At 37.4% G+C, this 16812-nt stretch carries 14 protein-coding genes; 9 read left to right on the top strand and 5 right to left on the bottom strand.

The window, feature by feature from the left end:
* Positions 1–302: 302 nt before the first annotated feature.
* Entirely contained in the window at positions 303–1424 is a 1122-nt protein-coding gene (locus BK580_RS02500; protein WP_078378806.1) for an alpha-hydroxy-acid oxidizing protein, read from the bottom strand.
* Between the two features lie 257 nt (positions 1425–1681).
* Here BK580_RS02500 and BK580_RS02495 point away from each other — a divergent pair, with 257 nt between their 5' ends.
* The 6 genes from BK580_RS02495 to BK580_RS02465 all read left to right on the top strand — a co-directional run bounded on the left by BK580_RS02495 (position 1682) and on the right by BK580_RS02465 (position 7367).
* Positions 1682–2836, top strand: a complete 1155-nt coding sequence (locus BK580_RS02495) for an ABC transporter substrate-binding protein (RefSeq protein WP_078378805.1) — start codon at positions 1682–1684, stop codon at positions 2834–2836.
* Positions 2837–2865: 29 nt separating this feature from the next.
* Entirely contained in the window at positions 2866–3750 is an 885-nt protein-coding gene (locus BK580_RS02490; RefSeq protein WP_078378804.1) for a branched-chain amino acid ABC transporter permease, read from the top strand.
* Between the two features lie 4 nt (positions 3751–3754).
* Positions 3755–4735: a branched-chain amino acid ABC transporter permease gene (locus BK580_RS02485; RefSeq protein WP_078378803.1), complete on the top strand. Its 981-nt coding sequence runs from the start codon at positions 3755–3757 to the stop codon at positions 4733–4735.
* Positions 4707–5480, top strand: coding sequence for an ABC transporter ATP-binding protein (locus BK580_RS02480; protein ID WP_078378802.1), 774 nt, complete (start codon positions 4707–4709; stop codon positions 5478–5480). The genes BK580_RS02485 and BK580_RS02480 overlap by 29 nt, the downstream gene beginning before the upstream one ends.
* Positions 5473–6183 (top strand): ABC transporter ATP-binding protein, encoded by a 711-nt coding sequence (locus tag BK580_RS02475; protein ID WP_078378801.1) that lies wholly within the window; start codon positions 5473–5475, stop codon positions 6181–6183. Before BK580_RS02480 ends, BK580_RS02475 begins: the two co-directional genes overlap by 8 nt.
* Before the next feature lie 245 nt (positions 6184–6428).
* Positions 6429–7367: an LCP family glycopolymer transferase gene (locus BK580_RS02465; protein WP_078378799.1), complete on the top strand. Its 939-nt coding sequence runs from the start codon at positions 6429–6431 to the stop codon at positions 7365–7367.
* 103 nt (positions 7368–7470) lie between these two features.
* Here BK580_RS02465 and BK580_RS02460 read toward each other — a convergent pair whose 3' ends face one another.
* On the bottom strand, positions 7471–8826 hold the full coding sequence (locus BK580_RS02460; protein ID WP_078378798.1) for a GntP family permease: 1356 nt from the start codon (positions 8824–8826) through the stop codon (positions 7471–7473).
* An 18-nt stretch (positions 8827–8844) separates the two neighbouring features.
* Positions 8845–9984 carry a glycerate kinase gene (locus BK580_RS02455; protein WP_078378797.1) on the bottom strand — a complete coding sequence of 380 codons (1140 nt, stop codon included), beginning with the start codon at positions 9982–9984 and terminating at the stop codon, positions 8845–8847.
* A gap of 196 nt (positions 9985–10180) precedes the next feature.
* On the opposite strand from BK580_RS02455, the gene BK580_RS02450 reads away from it, so the two are divergent.
* The 3 genes from BK580_RS02450 to BK580_RS02440 all read left to right on the top strand — a co-directional run bounded on the left by BK580_RS02450 (position 10181) and on the right by BK580_RS02440 (position 12573).
* Positions 10181–11275 (top strand): CdaR family transcriptional regulator, encoded by a 1095-nt coding sequence (locus tag BK580_RS02450; RefSeq protein ID WP_078378796.1) that lies wholly within the window; start codon positions 10181–10183, stop codon positions 11273–11275.
* A gap of 313 nt (positions 11276–11588) precedes the next feature.
* Positions 11589–12107: a sigma-70 family RNA polymerase sigma factor gene (locus tag BK580_RS02445; RefSeq protein ID WP_078378795.1), complete on the top strand. Its 519-nt coding sequence runs from the start codon at positions 11589–11591 to the stop codon at positions 12105–12107.
* On the top strand, positions 12091–12573 hold the full coding sequence (locus BK580_RS02440; RefSeq protein WP_078378794.1) for a competence protein ComK: 483 nt from the start codon (positions 12091–12093) through the stop codon (positions 12571–12573). The genes BK580_RS02445 and BK580_RS02440 overlap by 17 nt, the downstream gene beginning before the upstream one ends.
* A 743-nt stretch (positions 12574–13316) precedes the next feature.
* Here BK580_RS02440 and BK580_RS02435 read toward each other — a convergent pair.
* Together BK580_RS02435 and BK580_RS02430 are read right to left on the bottom strand one after the other, a co-directional pair.
* Entirely contained in the window at positions 13317–15149 is a 1833-nt protein-coding gene (locus BK580_RS02435; RefSeq protein WP_078378793.1) for a hypothetical protein, read from the bottom strand.
* Positions 15146–16219, bottom strand: coding sequence for a bifunctional glycosyltransferase family 2/GtrA family protein (locus tag BK580_RS02430; RefSeq protein ID WP_078378792.1), 1074 nt, complete (start codon positions 16217–16219; stop codon positions 15146–15148). The genes BK580_RS02435 and BK580_RS02430 overlap by 4 nt, the downstream gene beginning before the upstream one ends.
* Positions 16220–16812 lie beyond the last annotated feature (593 nt).

The following is a 16812-nucleotide window of genomic DNA, read 5'->3' as shown; positions in this document are numbered from 1 at the left end:
ACATGATTTGGCGGACATTGTCACCTCATGGGAATATTATTTAAACTCGTTTCAAGAATTTCGTTTCTTTTGCAGTCAATTCCCAATGAAAAAGCCACCCGACTTGAAGGTCAGGTGGTCATTTCTTTCAATGAACGCCATGATTTAATCAGCTGCACCGTAGAGTATTTTGACCATATTATCCTTAAAGATCACTCTACACGTTAAAATAAATCTATTTATCCATTTAACATGTGATAAAATTCGAGGAGTGCTAAGCATCAGGCGTTTTTTGGGGCACTTCAGTGCCTGGCCCCATACGCCTAGTTCCTTCGTAAAATTGAGCGATTCACCATTTCCATGGACGTTTTTCCCGTTAGTGCTAGAGAAATATCGATATCCTTATTTAAGCTATTTAATACATGACTGACTCCCTTTTCTCCAGCAATTGCTAGCCCGTAAATATACGGTCTTCCAATGAGCACAGCTGTGGCTCCTAACGCTTTTGCTTTTATAACATCCGCCCCTCTTCTGATCCCACTATCCATCAATATAGGTATCTCACCTTGGATTGCATCTGCAACATTGGGCAGTGCTTCAAGTGAAGCTATACATCCATCTAGCTGTCTCCCTCCATGGTTGGAGACGATGATTCCATCCACCCCATAATGTAGTGCTTTGCGAGCATCATCTTCGTGAAGGATACCTTTTATCAAAATAGGAAGAGATGTATGACTTTTTATGGTACGGAGATCATCCCATGATAAGGAAGGCGTAAACATAATATCGATAATTTTCTTAATAGTAGCGGACTCATCCTTATGAGTCGCGGTGGCAAGTCGACTTTGAAACACGGGGTCATGTAGATAATTAGCCGATCCTTTTCCTAACATAAAAGGAGAATAGTTATTATTCAAATCTCGCTCTCTATTCCCCAAAAGTGCCGTATCTACTGTTATCACGATTGCAGAATAACCAGCGGCCTCCGCTCTATCTACCATACTTAATGTAATCTCGATATCCTTTGACCAATATAATTGAAACCACTTCGGAGAATCCCCCGATACTTTTGCAATTTCTTCTAGTGAAAAGGTTGATAGTGTACTTGCTATGTAAGGAACCCCAAGACTTGCAGCAGCACGGGCAGATGCAAGTTCACCCTCAGAATGAAAGATTCCCTGTACACCGACAGGAGCTAACCCAAATGCTGAAGGAAAAACAGTCCCTAAAACAGTAACAGCAGAATCTCGAGCACTTACATCATTCAGAACTGTCGGAACGATAGACCAGTTCTCGAAAGCGTTCTCATTTGCTCGTAATGTAAGCTCACCACCTGCACCGCTATTCACATAAGTAAAAGGATTAATTTCAATAGATTCAGAGGCTAATTTTTCAAGTAGAGAATACGAGTACGGCATTTCAATGTTTGAAAGTAGATTTGACATAGTTTCTTCCCTTCTATGGACAAACGTTTATTAGGAGACATTACTGTTTGTCTTTTTTTCTTATTATAAGTTGTAAAGCGGGGATTCACAATCACAAAAACTGAATTTTCCTACAATTGCACTATTGTATATAAAGTAGATTTCGTATTATTGAATTAATATTCTAAACATTCAGTAAAAAATATTTACAATAGGTTGGGGCTCGACTTATACTTGGGATGTAAACTAGCAAAAAAAATTAAAACGGAGGTTAGAGAATGAATAAGAAGTTAGGTAACATGCTTCGGATGACAGCCTTAAGTAGTTTGCTTGTTTTATCTGCTTGTAGTGGTAGTTCAGGAACCTCGAAAGAAAATAGTGTAGGAGAAGATGGTGTGATTAACGCTGATCTTGGTGTTATTTCATACATCAGTGGTCCTGGAGCTGCATACGGTGAAGCGATTACGAATGGCTTTAAGCTTGCACAAGAAGAGATTAATGAAAAAGGAGAAGTTAAAATCAACCTCTCCATCGAAGATTCAGCTGGTAAGCAGGAGCAAGCTTTATCAGCAGCTCAAAAGCTGATGAACTCAGAGAATATCGTAGCAATCTTAGGACCTACTTTAAGTACAGAGATGATGGTTGTTGGACCTGAATCAGACTTAAATGGTATTCCGATTATCGGGACTTCCACAACCGCTGATGGAATTCCACAGATTGGAGAATATGTGTTTAGAAATTCAATTCCAGAATCTTTAGCAATCCCAGAAGCGGTTGATAAAGCTGTGGCAAAATATAGTGCGAAAAAAGTAGCTATACTCTATGGAAACGACGATGTGTTTACACAGGCTGGCTTTGATACGATGAAAAAAACTGCGGAAGATAAAGGCATTGAAATTGTTGCGATTGAGACGTTCCAAAAAGGTCAGTCTGACTACAATGCCGTACTAACAAAAATTAAAGGATTAAATCCAGACCTTATTCTTTGCTCTGCTCTATACAATGAAGGCGCTGTCATAATGGATCAGGCAAGAAAAGTAGGAATTGATGTACCGTTCATAGGCGGGAATGGGTTTAACTCTCCTGAAGTTATTAAAATCGCAGGTAATGCTTCTAATGGTCTTATTGTAGCAACTCCATGGTTTGATGAGAAAGATGACGCTAAAGTAAAAGACTTCGTAAGCAAATATGAGAACGCCTATGGTAAAAAGCCTGACCAATTTGCTGCACAAGCATATGATGCTTTGTACATAGTGGCTGAAGCATTGAAAAATGCAGGCGAAGCCGATCGAGACAAGCTCCGAGATGCCCTTGCAGAAATCAAGGATTTTGACGGAGTACTTGGGGAATTTTCATTTGATGAAGAAGGCGATGTCGTCATGAAACCGACTGTACTTGTCATTGAGGATGGTCAGTTCAAGGAATTTAAATAATTGAAAGATAAAAGGGTGGGTGAGCTGTTTTGTTTCTTGAACAATTAATTAACGGTCTAACACTTGGTAGCATATATGCCATCGTTGCCCTTGGCTTTACATTAGTGTTTGGGGTACTTGGAATCATTAACATGGCACATGGAGAAATATTTATGTTTGGAGCTTTTATAGGAGTTTTCGTTACAAGTAGCTTGAAAGGACCGCTTTGGCTAGCATTCATAGCCGCGGTTCTTGTTACTGCAATAATGGGCTATCTCCTGGAACGCTTTGCTCTTAGACCTCTTCGGCATAAGAAGGGCGTGTCTCATCTAGCTCCATTAATTAGTACGATCGGAGTCTCTATCTTTTTAGAAAATTTATCTCATCACGTATTCGGTGCAGGAAATCATCCTTTTAGAACTTCCTTCGCAGAAATCAATATCCAAATAGGCTCGATTACAGTTTATTTGGTACAAATTGTGATATTTATCATTTCAGTATTACTGATGATCGTACTCTCGCTTTGGCTAGCAAAAACTAAAGCAGGTAAAGCATTACGTGCTACTTCAGAAAACTTAGAAACAGCAAGTATTCTTGGAGTAAATACGAAAAGAACCATTACAACTACAGTCATTATTGCTTCAGTAATGGGAGGTATCGCTGGTATCCTAGTCGGCATGGCGTTTAACTCCGTAACTCCTCAAATGGGATTATCCATGGGTCTTAAGGGATTAGCTATTATCATTCTTGGCGGTATGGGAAATGTGAAAGGTGCCATGGCAGGAGGTCTCATCCTTGGCTTAGCCGAAACATTTATCGTTGTATATGGAGACTCAGGTTACCGTGATGCGATTGCATTTATTGCTATTATCATTATTCTTCTATTAAAGCCACAAGGACTCTTTGGCTCAAAAATGTCGGATGTAAGAAGGTGAGTACATGCTCGGGGAATTAATCAATCCATATTACTTACAAGTAGCTTCATTCATACTCATCAATATCATTCTAGGAATCAGTATTTATATCACCCTTTCAACAGGTCAGCTCTCTCTTGCAAATGCAGGGTTTATGGGAATAGGAGCCTATACCACGTCTCTCTTAACGCTAAATCTTGATGTTCCCATTCTAATTGGGATTATAGCTGGGGCGCTACTAGCAAGTTTATTTGGAATTTTAATAGGGATTCCAACATTACGATTACAGGGTGTTTACTTAGCCATTGTGACGCTTGGATTAGGTGAGGTATTGCGAGTCATCTTCATCAATTCAGAAGTGACTAAAGGCGCGGTTGGTTTATCTCAAATCCCCCATTTAGGGAGAGAAATCCTTCAGTCTCTGATGAATCTTGGCTTCAATCCAGCAAGCATCGGATTAAGGAACAACCAGTTCGTTTTCTTGTCTATTTTTTTACTTCTATTAATCATTGTGATAATCGTCATATGGTTTATTCATAGACAAAATCATTCTCGAGTTGGACGAGCATTTGCTGCCATAAAATTAGATGAAAAGGCTGCAGAATCAATGGGGATTAATGTAGCTTATTATAAAATTTTAGCATTTGCCCAAGGTGCCTTGTTAGCTGGCTTTGCAGGGGCATTGTATGCACACGTAGTAGGCTACATAAGCCCGGCGGATTTTTCCTATCATCGAGCGGTTGAAATTCTTATTTTTGCCGTGTTTGGTGGAAGCGAAGTCATTTGGGGACCGATTTTCGGGGCAGTATTTTTAACGTCAATGCCAGAGTTTTTAAGGTTTATCAGTGAATATCGTTATATGATTTACGGTCTCATCCTGATTGTGATGATGGCTACACGTCCACAAGGACTAATAGATTTAAAGCTGTTAGCGTGGCTCAAGCAACGAGGAAAAATAATCAAAGGGAGGGTGAAAGATGGTTCTACAAATCACAAAGATATGTAAAAGTTTTGGAGGACTTCAAGCCCTATCTGATGTTACCTTTTCCATTAATAAAGGAGAAATTTTTGGACTAATCGGTCCGAATGGGGCCGGAAAAACAACGATGTTCAATGTAATCACATCGATGTTTCCTGCTACTTCAGGTGACATTGTATGTTTAGGGGAAAAATTAAACGGAATTAAACCACATATAATTACCAAAATGGGAATCTGCCGAACCTTCCAAAATATAAGGCTGTTCCCACAATTAACTGCACTTGAAAATGTCATGATTGGAGAGCACTGCCGAAACAAGGCAGGTGTTTGGAGTAGTGTTCTTAGAACGAAAGCACAGCGGCGGGAAGAAGCAAATATAAAATCAAAGGCTAGGGAACTACTCACGTTTGTTGGGTTAGAGAGTTATGGTGAATATGCCTCTGAAAATCTCTCCTATGGTCAACAAAGAAGATTAGAAATCGCAAGGGCATTGGCAAGTGACCCGCAAATCTTGCTTTTGGATGAGCCCGCAGCAGGAATGAATGAAACAGAAACCAATGATTTGTTTTTACTTATTAAAAAAATTCAAAGCCAAGGGATCACCGTATTGTTAATTGAACATGATATGCCACTAGTCATGAAGCTTTGCGATCGCATCGCTGTATTAAACTTCGGTGTGAAAATTGCCGAAGGAACCCCTGAAGAAATTCAGAACAACCCTGAAGTTATTGAAGCATATCTAGGCTCAGAGGAGGAAGACTTATATGCTTAACGTATCAGGAGTCTCAACCTATTACGGAAAAATCCAAGCGGTAAAAGAGATCGATCTTCATGTAGAGCAAGGTAAGATCGTGACGATCCTCGGTGCAAATGGAGTTGGAAAAACAACGACCATGAAAACAATCGCTGGTTTGCTAAAGCCTAAACAAGGAAAAGTAGAGTTTATGGGCGAAGATGTGACAGGACTTAGACCAGACCAGCTTGTAAGAAAAGGAATTACTCTTGTTCCAGAGGGCAGAGCGATCTTAGCTAATATGACCGTACTGGAAAACCTTGAAATGGGTGCCTATCACAGAAATGATAAGGAAATTCAGTCGGATATTGAACGAGAGATGGAACGCTTTCCAATTTTAAAAGAAAGAGCCAAACAGTTAGGTGGAACCCTGTCCGGTGGCCAACAACAAATGCTTGCCATCGCACGAGCATTACTCTCCAAGCCAAAGCTATTACTATTAGATGAACCATCAATGGGTCTCGCACCACTGATTGTTGCAGACATATTTAAAATCATAAAAGAGATCAATCAAGCAGGCACAACGGTTCTCCTCGTAGAGCAAAACGCGAGACAAGCATTAAAAATAGCTGATTATGGATACGTACTTGAAACAGGTAAAATAATTGCTAACGGTAAAGCTTCAGAATTGATCAAAGATCCGAGAATTTTAGAAGCCTATCTTGGACGGAAATCGGGGTAACTATTGAACAGGGGATTGGATGATGAGCCCCTGTTTATTTTTAGTTTCCTTATTCTACCTGCCACAATTTCTTCAATCATTTCCTGCCCTTACCCCCGAAGACCTGCCCTCTCTTCAACATCCTTCTGCATTTCTTCATGTGGATGAAATTCTTTTTTTCATTACCCCAAAAATTGTTTTAACACCCTATTTACTATATAATTTAGGAAGTTCTAACAAATTATAAATAAAAGGAAGTTATATGAATGACACGAAGCAGAGAAAAAAGGCGTTTAAAGAAATGGCACAAGATAACTCTTAGTGTTTTTGCTATCTTATTTTTATTAGTTGGAGGATTTATTGGTTATACCATTTATTCTGTTAATAAAACCTTGAATACAATGCATGAACCTATTGATCGTGATTTTTCTGAAAAACGTACAGAAAAAATACGATTTAGTGATGGGGAGCCATTTTCTGTTCTTTTAATTGGACTCGATAAGGAAACGGGAAGTACGGAAAGAGGTCGCTCTGATTCTTTAATAGTTTTAACAGTGAATCCTAATACAGAATCGATGAAAATGGTAAGTATTCCACGTGATACTCGCACAGAAATTATCGGTCGTGGAAACCTAGATAAAATAAATCACGCACATGCCTTTGGTGGCGTTGAAATGAGTATTCCTACGGTTGAGAACTTTCTAGACATTCCGATTGACTATTATGTGAAAATTAATATGCAGGGCTTTAAAGATATTGTAGATGCTGTTGGAGGAGTAGAAGTTAACAATAAATTTGCTTTTACAGCAAGTGGGCAGACTTTTAATGAAGGAAACATCTCTTTAGATGGAAAATCCGCCCTTTCATTTGTTAGAATGCGAAAAGAAGATCCACGAGGTGATTTTGGACGCGCAGACCGTCAAAAACAGATTGTACAAGCAGTTATCAATAAAGGTGCATCGTTGTCTGGACTAACAAACCTTGATTCCATTTTAGGTGCTATCGGGGAAAATGTTAAAACAAACTTGGTCACAAATGAAATGTTAGACATCCAAAAGAACTATAAAGAAGCGAGACATGATTTAGAGGTCATGCAAATTACTGGTTCAGGTGCTACTATAGGTGGAATCTATTACTTCCAAGTACCAGAAGATGAACGCTTACGTGTTTCAGGTGTATTAAGGGAGCATTTGAGTTTAGATTGAGTTTAAATTTTTCTAACAAAGAGCCCGCCCAACACATCATTCAAATGTGTTGGGCGGGCTCTTTTTATTTCTTGGAAAACCTTCAGAATACCCCCATCTATCCCTAAACCAAAATCACCCACAAAATCATCGTAACAACAATAGTAACTAACCCTTGTAATAAAGTAGCCATTGTTTGAGCTTTATAAGCATCTGTTACTTTCATTCCAGTAAATTGTGTTACTACCCAGAAATAGCTGTCATTTACATGGCTGACTGTCATTGCTCCTGCTCCAATCGCCATTACAACTAAAGCTAAAGGAACAGCTCCTTCAATTCCTAATACCGGAAGCATTGGTGCGATTAAAGATGATGTAATAACTAATGCAGTCGTTGAAGAGCCTTGTGCTGTCTTTAATGCTGCGGCTATTATGAAAGGAACGAGTAGGAATAATACACCTGTGAAGATACTGCCAATATCCCAGCCTCGAATAATTTCCTCGACACCTGAATTTCTAATAACGGTTCCAAACGAACCACCAACACCTGTAATTAACAAAATAGGTGCCGCATCAGCCAACGCTTTACCAATCCATTTCGTTAATGTTTCTTCATCGTATTTAGGTAATAACGGCAGTGCAGCAATAACACCTACTAACAATGCAATAACAGGTTTTCCTAAAAATATGAAAAATGCAGCAATACTTCCTTCTGCTCCCAAGACAGTAAGAATAGAGCCAATTCCAATGAGCATAATCGGTAAAATAATCGGTAAAAAAGCTTGGAACGTAGATGGCATTTTACCAAATGAGGCTACTACTTTATCATAATCATATTCAAAATCATTCTCACCGTTTTGCTGCTCTTCCACTTCAATTTTGCTAGCAACCTTTACCGCCCAGAAGTAACCAACTATTGTCGCTGGAATGGCAACGATTAAACCAATTAATATAACCGTACCTAAGTATGCATCGGCGCCAATATTCCCTGCAGCCGCAATGGGACCAGGAGTCGGTGGAACAAGTGTATGTGTGGCGTACAAACCGGTCGCAAGTGCAACAGACATCGATGCAACTGCGACTTTTGCACGCTTAGCCAACGCTTCTCTTAAACTAGATAAAATGATAAATCCAGAATCACAGAATACAGGAATAGAAACAATATAACCTATCAAACTCATTGCGAGTTGCGGTCTTTTCGGTCCAACAATCCGGAGTACAACTTCCGCCATCCTGTATGCTGCACCTGCTTTTTCTAAGATGACACCAATAATCGTACCGAAGACGATTACAAGCCCTATACTTGTCATCAAGTTTCCAAATCCGCTATTGATACTTTCAACAATTAACTCATAAGACATCCCCGAAGCAAATCCAACAAATAATGTTCCTAGTAAAAGCGCAAGGAACGGATGGACCTTAAATTTCATTGTGGCAATAACAATTAACAATACCCCTATTGCTATGATCAAAAATAACAAAAAATCCCCCCCTTTTTTCTATTTTTGATACACTGCTGAAAACGTCCGCATCACTTGCTCGGCAGTAAATTCTAACAACTCGTTCGACCTGTTTATGGCATGCTGAAGGGTCATAGGTGCGTTTACAATACTATGAACACTCGTTATTCCATGCTTATACAACTCATCAATGCCTTCTCCTATAGAACCAGCAATGACAAAAACAGGGATCCCATGTTTTTTTGCTGCCTCCGCAACTCCGAGTGGTGTTTTTCCAGATGCAGTTTGAGAATCAATCTGACCTTCCCCTGTAAAGACACATGTTGCACCAGTTAATTTTTGCTCCAATTCGGTATATTCAATGACAATATCTATCCCTCTTTGCATTCTTGCTGGAAAGAATGCTTGGAAAGCACCACCAATTCCTCCTGCCGCACCTGCGCCTGGCTTATCGTGTAAAAGAATCCCCGTTTTCTTCTCTACCAAATTCGCCCAATTGGATAAATATTGGTCAAGGAGTTTAACCATTTCTGTTGTTGCACCTTTTTGTGGACCAAACACGTAAGAAGCTCCAGTAGGTCCGATTAATGGATTCTGTACATCCGATGCAATTAAAAATTCACACTCTGCAACCCTCGGATCAAAATCTCCGTCTTCTATTTCGACAATTCGCCCTACCTCAGCACCTCCATACCCAACTAATGCTCCATTCGAGTCTAAAAAGCGCATTCCTAAAGCCTGAAGCATGCCTATACCACCATCATTGGTAGCGCTTCCACCTATTGCCAAAATAAATTTTCGGTAACCATCATCCATTGCTTGTCTGAGCAATTCCCCTGTTCCAAAAGTAGTAGTGAGCATTGGGTTTCGTTCTTCTAGATCAACTAACATTAATCCCGATGCACTGGCCATTTCAATGACACAGGTCTCTTCATCACCTAACACTCCATAAGCAGCTTGAACAGGCTCTAATAAGGGCCCCTTGACCATCACTTCCACTTTTTTACCGTTTGTTGCAGCAACTAAACTCTCCATTGTTCCTTCTCCACCATCTGCAACAGGAACTAAGACTGTCTCTGCCTCTGGAACCGCTTTCTTTATTCCGTATTCGATTAGTGTAGATACTTCTAAAGCAGTTAAACTTCCTTTAAAAGAATCTGGTGCAATTACTATTTTCATCATATGCCCACCTTAAATCTGTCTTATAAACTTCATTATAATAGTATGAAATTTTTATTCATCGTGCAAAATCAACAAAATAACTGTATTATTTAGTCTATTTTTCGTCTAATATTAACAAATAGGCACTTTTTTCAGTTTTGAATTAACGGAACACCATTCTCCTTATAAATATATCTAATTAAGGGTGACCAATATGCTGACACAACATATGGCAACAGAGATTGTGAAACAGACGACCATAAGGCTTAATCGAAATATAAACATCATGGATGAAAGAGGAATTATTATTGCTTCTGGAAATCGAAAGCGTATCAACCAAGCACATTTTGGAGCAATGGAAGTATTAAAAACAGGAAAAACCTTAATTATTCATGAAAATGAACCTCAAAAGTGGGGCGGCTCGCTTCCAGGCATTAACCTTCCCATTGAGTTTCAACAACAAATCATCGGTGTTATCGGAATTACCGGAAATCCGAAAGAAATTATGGACTTCGGTGAATTAGTAAAAATGATTACAGAAATGATGATCCAACAAGCTTTCGTAACGGAGCAGTTAGAGTGGAAACAACGTTTAAAAGACCAAATTTTTGAGGACTTGCTTAAAGACACCATTCATCCTAAAACAATCGAACAAAGACTCGAATTAATCGACATTAAATTAAAGCCACCCTTCCAAGTATCCATCATGGAAGTCGGGGCAAACGAGTTGAAGAAAAGCGATTTAATTCAACTCGTTGAGGATATTTTCACGCCAAATGAAAAGCTTATTGGTTCTTTAAGCGTAAACCAATTATTTATCCTGACATCTAATCTTTCTGAAACAAATACAAAACAAAAATTAGTGAAAGTACTTCAGCAATTGAGAACAAAAGGACTATCTCCGCGAATCGGATTAGGATCGGTTGTTAAAACAGAATTGCATATTCGCCATTCGTATAATGAATCTATCTCCGCCTTATCTTTAGGAAATAATGAACAACCACTCATCACCTATACGGAAGTAGAAACAAAAGCACTTTTAAACCAACTCGATGAACGGACTAAACATCTATTTTGCGAAAGAATATTAGGAAACCTATCAGATAAATTAATTGAAACACTTGAGCAACTTTACTCCAGCAATCTCAACTTAGGAGAATGTGCAAAAAAAATGTATATCCACCGAAACTCTCTCGTTTACAGAATCAAAAAGATTAAAGAACTCACTGGCTATAACCCTCAGGAGTTAAACGATGCTATCACCTTGCAGATAGCGATCTGGTTGAAGGAAATGGCGAGAATGAAATAAATCTGAACTGACTTTTTCGAGTGGAATGTTGCCCTTGGAAAAGATATAGCTTACTCATGAAAAGAGCCCTCACCAAAAAGTGATGGTTTTTTTCATGACCAATTGCTTGTCTTTTTGATAAATTAGACTGAACACTGTATCTATCCCCCTTGCCCCACTCCTAAACTACTAATTACACTAGAAAAAATGGGTTAAATCCCCTTTAGCAATTGGCTTGTATTAGTCATTCACCTATATGACATGTCCAAAAATTCCATATACATTGGATTTACCGCGGAATATGGAAAGTGCACTTTCTTAAGGAAAATGCGAAATGATTATTGAAATTGAGAAGAATGAGTATGAACAAGTACTACAACAGTACGAACCGATGATTCATAAGATTATCCGTACCCTTCATATTTATCATGACTACGACTACTATTATCACGAAGCAACGGTTGCACTATGGCATGCAATGAAGGAATTCAATGAAGAGAAAGGTAGTTTTACAGCCTTCGCTTATACATCAATTAGAGGGAAACTATTAAATATATTGAAAAAGGAAAGTCGACATCAGAATACTCACCTCGCATGGATGGAGGGTTTAGAAGAAACGCTGCCGGATACTACAATTTCGATCGAGGAACAGCTTAAGGAAATAGAGTACTATATGGAAAATCTAACAAAGTACCAGAAAATTTGGCTCGTAGGCTATATTTGTTATGGCAAGCGATTGGAGGAAATTGCTATAGAATGTAATACCACTATTTCAGCGGTAAAGTCTTGGCGAAGGGGAGCCCTTCAAAACATCAAAAAAGGGATGGAGAATTCGGATGAATATATTAAATGATTATACGGTTAGTTTAAGTACAATTGCCATCGTTCCTAATTGTCATCCTCAGTATCAAACAATGATTATTGATTTAGAAGGTGTTTTTTACTTCAGTGACAAACCAGGGTCGATTATATCTCGGAGTTGTTTAACTTACGGTGCTTCGTATGATGGACGACGTGACGCTGCGATTTATCTTGCAAACTATATTCAAAAGACTCCGATCCTAATTTCTGAAGCAGATGGAATCATTGCAATCCCTACTCATTCACCGGATCATGATGATTGCACTTGGATTATATTGCATCATATAAAGGAAATCAAACCTACCACTAAATCTTGCTGTCAAATTAAATTTCATAACTACAGCGATTTGGAAGTGAAGAGTTCTTCTCTAACGATCCGACAACAAATCCAAAAAGCAGCCGTTATCTATTCTATTTTCTGTACTAAACAGAAAATCAGCTATAGTTTTGATCGTTGATGAGTTTATAAAGGGTTACAACGTTTCTGCCCTGACCTTTTGACTTTTTTCGAATTTTTCTTACTTTTTCAGTTTTTGGCTCAAAGTTGAATAACTTGCTTATTGTTAAGCTTTGCAAATACGCTCGGATATTGTTGGAATTTTTGTTGTTTATTTAGGGGTTGGTGGAGGTATTTTTATACTAACTACTTCTAAAAATATTCCAAAAAAAATACAAAATAAAATCGAGGAGCGATTGTAATGAGGATTAAAGTAAAAAGTTGGAGAATGCTTACCTCACAGGATAAGTTGTTTATCTTAAAGGCAATCAGCAAGCGTTCGCAAGTAGCATAGAAGTATATTAGATGAAAGTAACAATTTTATTACCAACTTAGCTCAAGATAAAATAGATTTTGGGACAGGTGGGTAGCCATTATAGTTACCCACCCTAATCCCCACGAGCATAGCGCGTTATCATGAAGCACTATACTAGCAGTTATTCTCCCAATCTATCCCAAGCAAACCGGAAACCGCTCTCTAAATTTTCCATCCACGGGTCAAGAATCGCGGCTAATTTATATAGTAGAAAATCAATTTTGAGCTATAATTTAAACAAACGTTTGATTAAATCGATCTACATATCCGTTTGAAATAAGTTGTTAAATATATTTTTCCAAATACTATAAAAATCCGTCTTTGTTTTCTTTAAAAAGACACTTTATCCAATTAAATTGAAAATGGGTTGCGGTTCCTGTCCCCACAACTCACTCCAACGCCTCTAAGCTAATTACCCCTTCATTTTTCACTACTTTATAGATACCATATTTACTTTTCTCTGACATATATTCAGAGATATTTACTTCTGATTGTTCGTCTTCATTTACAATTACTACGTAGTCTGCTGCTTCTAATTTTGTTTGGAATTCAGTAATTTCGTCTTCTGTGTTTATGCTTCGAATAATCGAATACTGCCTGTTTAGTTGCTCATATTTTAAAATATAATCTAAATATCCTCTATCGTCAAAGCTCTTCGGACTATAATAAAGAACATGTGACCCACTCGCTTTTGCGTTAATAATTCGTTGATATTGATCTTTAATTCCCCAGCGGATCGAGTTTTCCATATTAGGTTTATTGCTAATCATATTTTTAAAATTATCGCCTAAAGGAACGATAAAAAAGTAACCTAATAAAATCAAACAGATCCCTTGAGCAATCTTTCTTTTCATTGTAGTACCTTCTTTTGTCCATTCATAAGAAAGGGCTACCATTAATATACCTGCACAGTAAATGATAATAGTTGCAAGATATCTGCCAAATCCAGCTAATCTCACTGCTTCATTTTCCGGCATTAAAAATAAATACATTAAATAAAGCGTAAAAATATAGAAAATGTACGACATATTTACAAATATCGTACTTGCTATAAGTAGCTTCGCAGTTTTTCTATGTAGTAGGGCAAAATATAAGATTGTTGCTAAAGCTAAGCCGTTAAGGATCAATAAACTTTTAATGCTTGTTGATTCTATATTTGTTGAGGATTTCAACAGCATCGGCCCTAAGTTCTGAATAAATTCCTCTGATTTATTAACATTCATTAGTTTCTCACTGTTTATGGCAAATTTATTGTAATTAGTTTCTTGGTACACTTTGTCCACGTATTTTCCCCAAAGGAAGTTGGATGACAGCGGAAGAATAATTAAAATTATTAATATCAAAGCTATTGCTTTTGAACGTTTTTTCTCAATCGATTTATCCTGGAATTGATTTTTAATAACAAACCAAAGAATAAGGCAAATGTTAATTAGAAAGAATAACTTTCCACTGTCCTTTATAAGAAGCAACAGAATCAGAATTGGGGCGTTCACCGCCACACTCTTTCTCCAATCATCACGATAATAGAACGCAATGATGGTAATTGCTAATGCGACCAACCCTAATAAACCATCGACAAGGAGCGTATAGATGTACATTCCATTAATTGATAAGAGAGTTATAGATGTCACAAGTGCTATAGCTATATGACCTATCTTGTTCCATTTTGAAAATATAAATAATACTGTGAGTGCAGAGGAAATTAAGAATGCTTGTGCCATCAAGGCGTAGCTTTCTCCATAACCTACTATCGAAAGTATAAAGTAAATAAACACAGCACTACCAGGAGGATAGTTTTTAAAATCCACAGTTGTTCTTCCATCGGGTAGACCATTTACTTGAAACATTTCTTTTACTATTAATCCCCAGTGACTAAAATCATCATAATGTGAGTAAATCAATCCTCGGAACGATAGCAAGATTAACACTAGGGACGCTAGGAATATTATAGTAGAAGGAGTAAAAATAGAAAGTAAATTCACCCTCTTCTTCCAAAAAAGAAAAGTATAATAGCAGGTTAATAGCAATCCTATTAAGAAAATAAGTGTAACCATCAATGGCATAATATTTAATAATCCCGCTCCATAAACGAAGACAGTTATCCCAGAAAAAACAAATACTGGGATAACAGCCGGATTTATTCTCCATCTCTCATAAACTAGCATTCCCCATCCTGCCAAGGATAGAAATAATACTCCAAAATAAAAGAGTGAACTAATCACTGTACTTCACCTAACTCTACCTTTTTCTTAAACACCCATTCTCGTTGGATGACAAAACTTGCTAAAAACAACATAAAATCAACAATAATCTTAATTCCAACCTCTCCATATCCTATAAATTGAAATGTTAGATATACCAGAAGAGCAGAAGCAAGCATTTGTCCAATAGCCAATGTGAAATATTTCATTATTGCGTTTGGTGCGGTTGATTTAAAGACTACTTTACGATTGACTGTAAAATTAAACAAAGCAGATAGCACTCGGGCGAAGATAGTTGCAAATATAATATATGTATCAATAAACACTCCATTGAGAATCATCACAAATAAGGCAAATAATAAAACATCTAATCCAAAGGACAAACCAGAAGATACAGCAAATTTTAAGAATACAGAATAAATCTTTATAGAATCGATAATTGGATTAAAATGAGAAGACTCATTCTCTTCAATATAGATAGTCTGTATACTTACTTCTTCAATATTAATATTGTTTGTCTTACATTCTATTAACATATTCATCTCAAATTCATAGCGCTGGCCCCCTACATGGATCAGCTTTTTGATGAAGTGAGTAGGAATTCCTCTTAAGCCAGTTTGTGTATCTGAAATGTTAATTCCACAAGCAAAACGGGCAACGCCTTTTGTTAATATATTCCCAAATCTACTCCTAAATGGTATATCATCTGCAGAAAAGTCTCTTACCCCTAACACTAAACTATCTGGGCGTTCACACAGTCTCTTTGCTACTTTTTTCATATCCTCAACGGCATGTTGTCCATCAGCATCTACTGTTACTAACCCAAGTGAATCAACAGAATGATCTAAAAAATAGGAAAAAGCAGTTTTTAACGCCTGGCCTTTCCCCTGATTTACTTCATGCTCTATAACGGTACATTCCTTGATATCCTTTAAACTATCAAAAATATCCTGACATTCCTGCTTGCTACCGTCATTTACAATTAGTATTTTTTGAAATCCTTCATTTACGATATTCTTCACTAATTCTGTCAACTTATTGTCTGGATTATAAGCTGGGATTAGTATGGTGACACTTCTAGTGCTATTCAAAGTAACTCCTCCAATTAATTAACTCGAATAAATATATTAAACTTTCGTTACAAAAAATGACAGTTTTCTAAATATCCATTTACCTATCATATATCCTGTTCGCTAATAAAAAAACGTAAATAAAGTAAATAAAAGAAAAATTTTCTCATTTGTTTATATTGCAAGAGAATACCATTAGTCAGAAGAAAAGAAGAACCAAGGTAATATACACCATATTTATGAAAATAAATACTACAATCCCATTATATAACAATCTTGTTTATTCATCCACAATGAAGAACCGCACCTAATTTATTTGCTCATAAAATAGATTAGATGTTAAGCGAATACCTCTAACATTAAAAAAGACACAACTAGTTTTAACGACTAGTTGTGCCTTTGTTTCGCGCAAAATTTCCGATTGAGTTATTCATTTCAAACACTTTACTTATCTAAATGGTTCCTGTCCCCATGACTTACCCACGACTCAGAAAACTAACCATTCCCTTCCCTTAATAAAGAAATGTTGGAATAATAAAAAGACAATTAGCATCGGGATGACTGACAGTAACGTTAAAGACATAAGTTGTGTCCAATTTATAAAATGCTCCCCC

Source organism: Sutcliffiella halmapala, from assembly GCF_002019665.1.
Classification (GTDB): domain Bacteria; phylum Bacillota; class Bacilli; order Bacillales; family Bacillaceae_I; genus Sutcliffiella_A; species Sutcliffiella_A halmapala.
Note: the sequence above shows the minus strand (reverse complement) of the source record. Positions and strands in the feature narration are given on the sequence as shown.

Coding starts and splice junctions, on each gene's coding strand:
- BK580_RS02500 (WP_078378806.1), bottom strand. CDS start 1,424: ATGTCAAATCTACTTTCAAACATTGAAATGCCGTACTCGTATTCTCTA.
- BK580_RS02485 (WP_078378803.1), top strand. CDS start 3,755: ATGCTCGGGGAATTAATCAATCCATATTACTTACAAGTAGCTTCATTC.
- BK580_RS02495 (WP_078378805.1), top strand. CDS start 1,682: ATGAATAAGAAGTTAGGTAACATGCTTCGGATGACAGCCTTAAGTAGT.
- BK580_RS02465 (WP_078378799.1), top strand. CDS start 6,429: ATGACACGAAGCAGAGAAAAAAGGCGTTTAAAGAAATGGCACAAGATA.
- BK580_RS02440 (WP_078378794.1), top strand. CDS start 12,091: ATGAATATATTAAATGATTATACGGTTAGTTTAAGTACAATTGCCATC.
- BK580_RS02445 (WP_078378795.1), top strand. CDS start 11,589: ATGATTATTGAAATTGAGAAGAATGAGTATGAACAAGTACTACAACAG.
- BK580_RS02475 (WP_078378801.1), top strand. CDS start 5,473: ATGCTTAACGTATCAGGAGTCTCAACCTATTACGGAAAAATCCAAGCG.
- BK580_RS02455 (WP_078378797.1), bottom strand. CDS start 9,984: ATGAAAATAGTAATTGCACCAGATTCTTTTAAAGGAAGTTTAACTGCT.
- BK580_RS02450 (WP_078378796.1), top strand. CDS start 10,181: ATGCTGACACAACATATGGCAACAGAGATTGTGAAACAGACGACCATA.
- BK580_RS02480 (WP_078378802.1), top strand. CDS start 4,707: ATGGTTCTACAAATCACAAAGATATGTAAAAGTTTTGGAGGACTTCAA.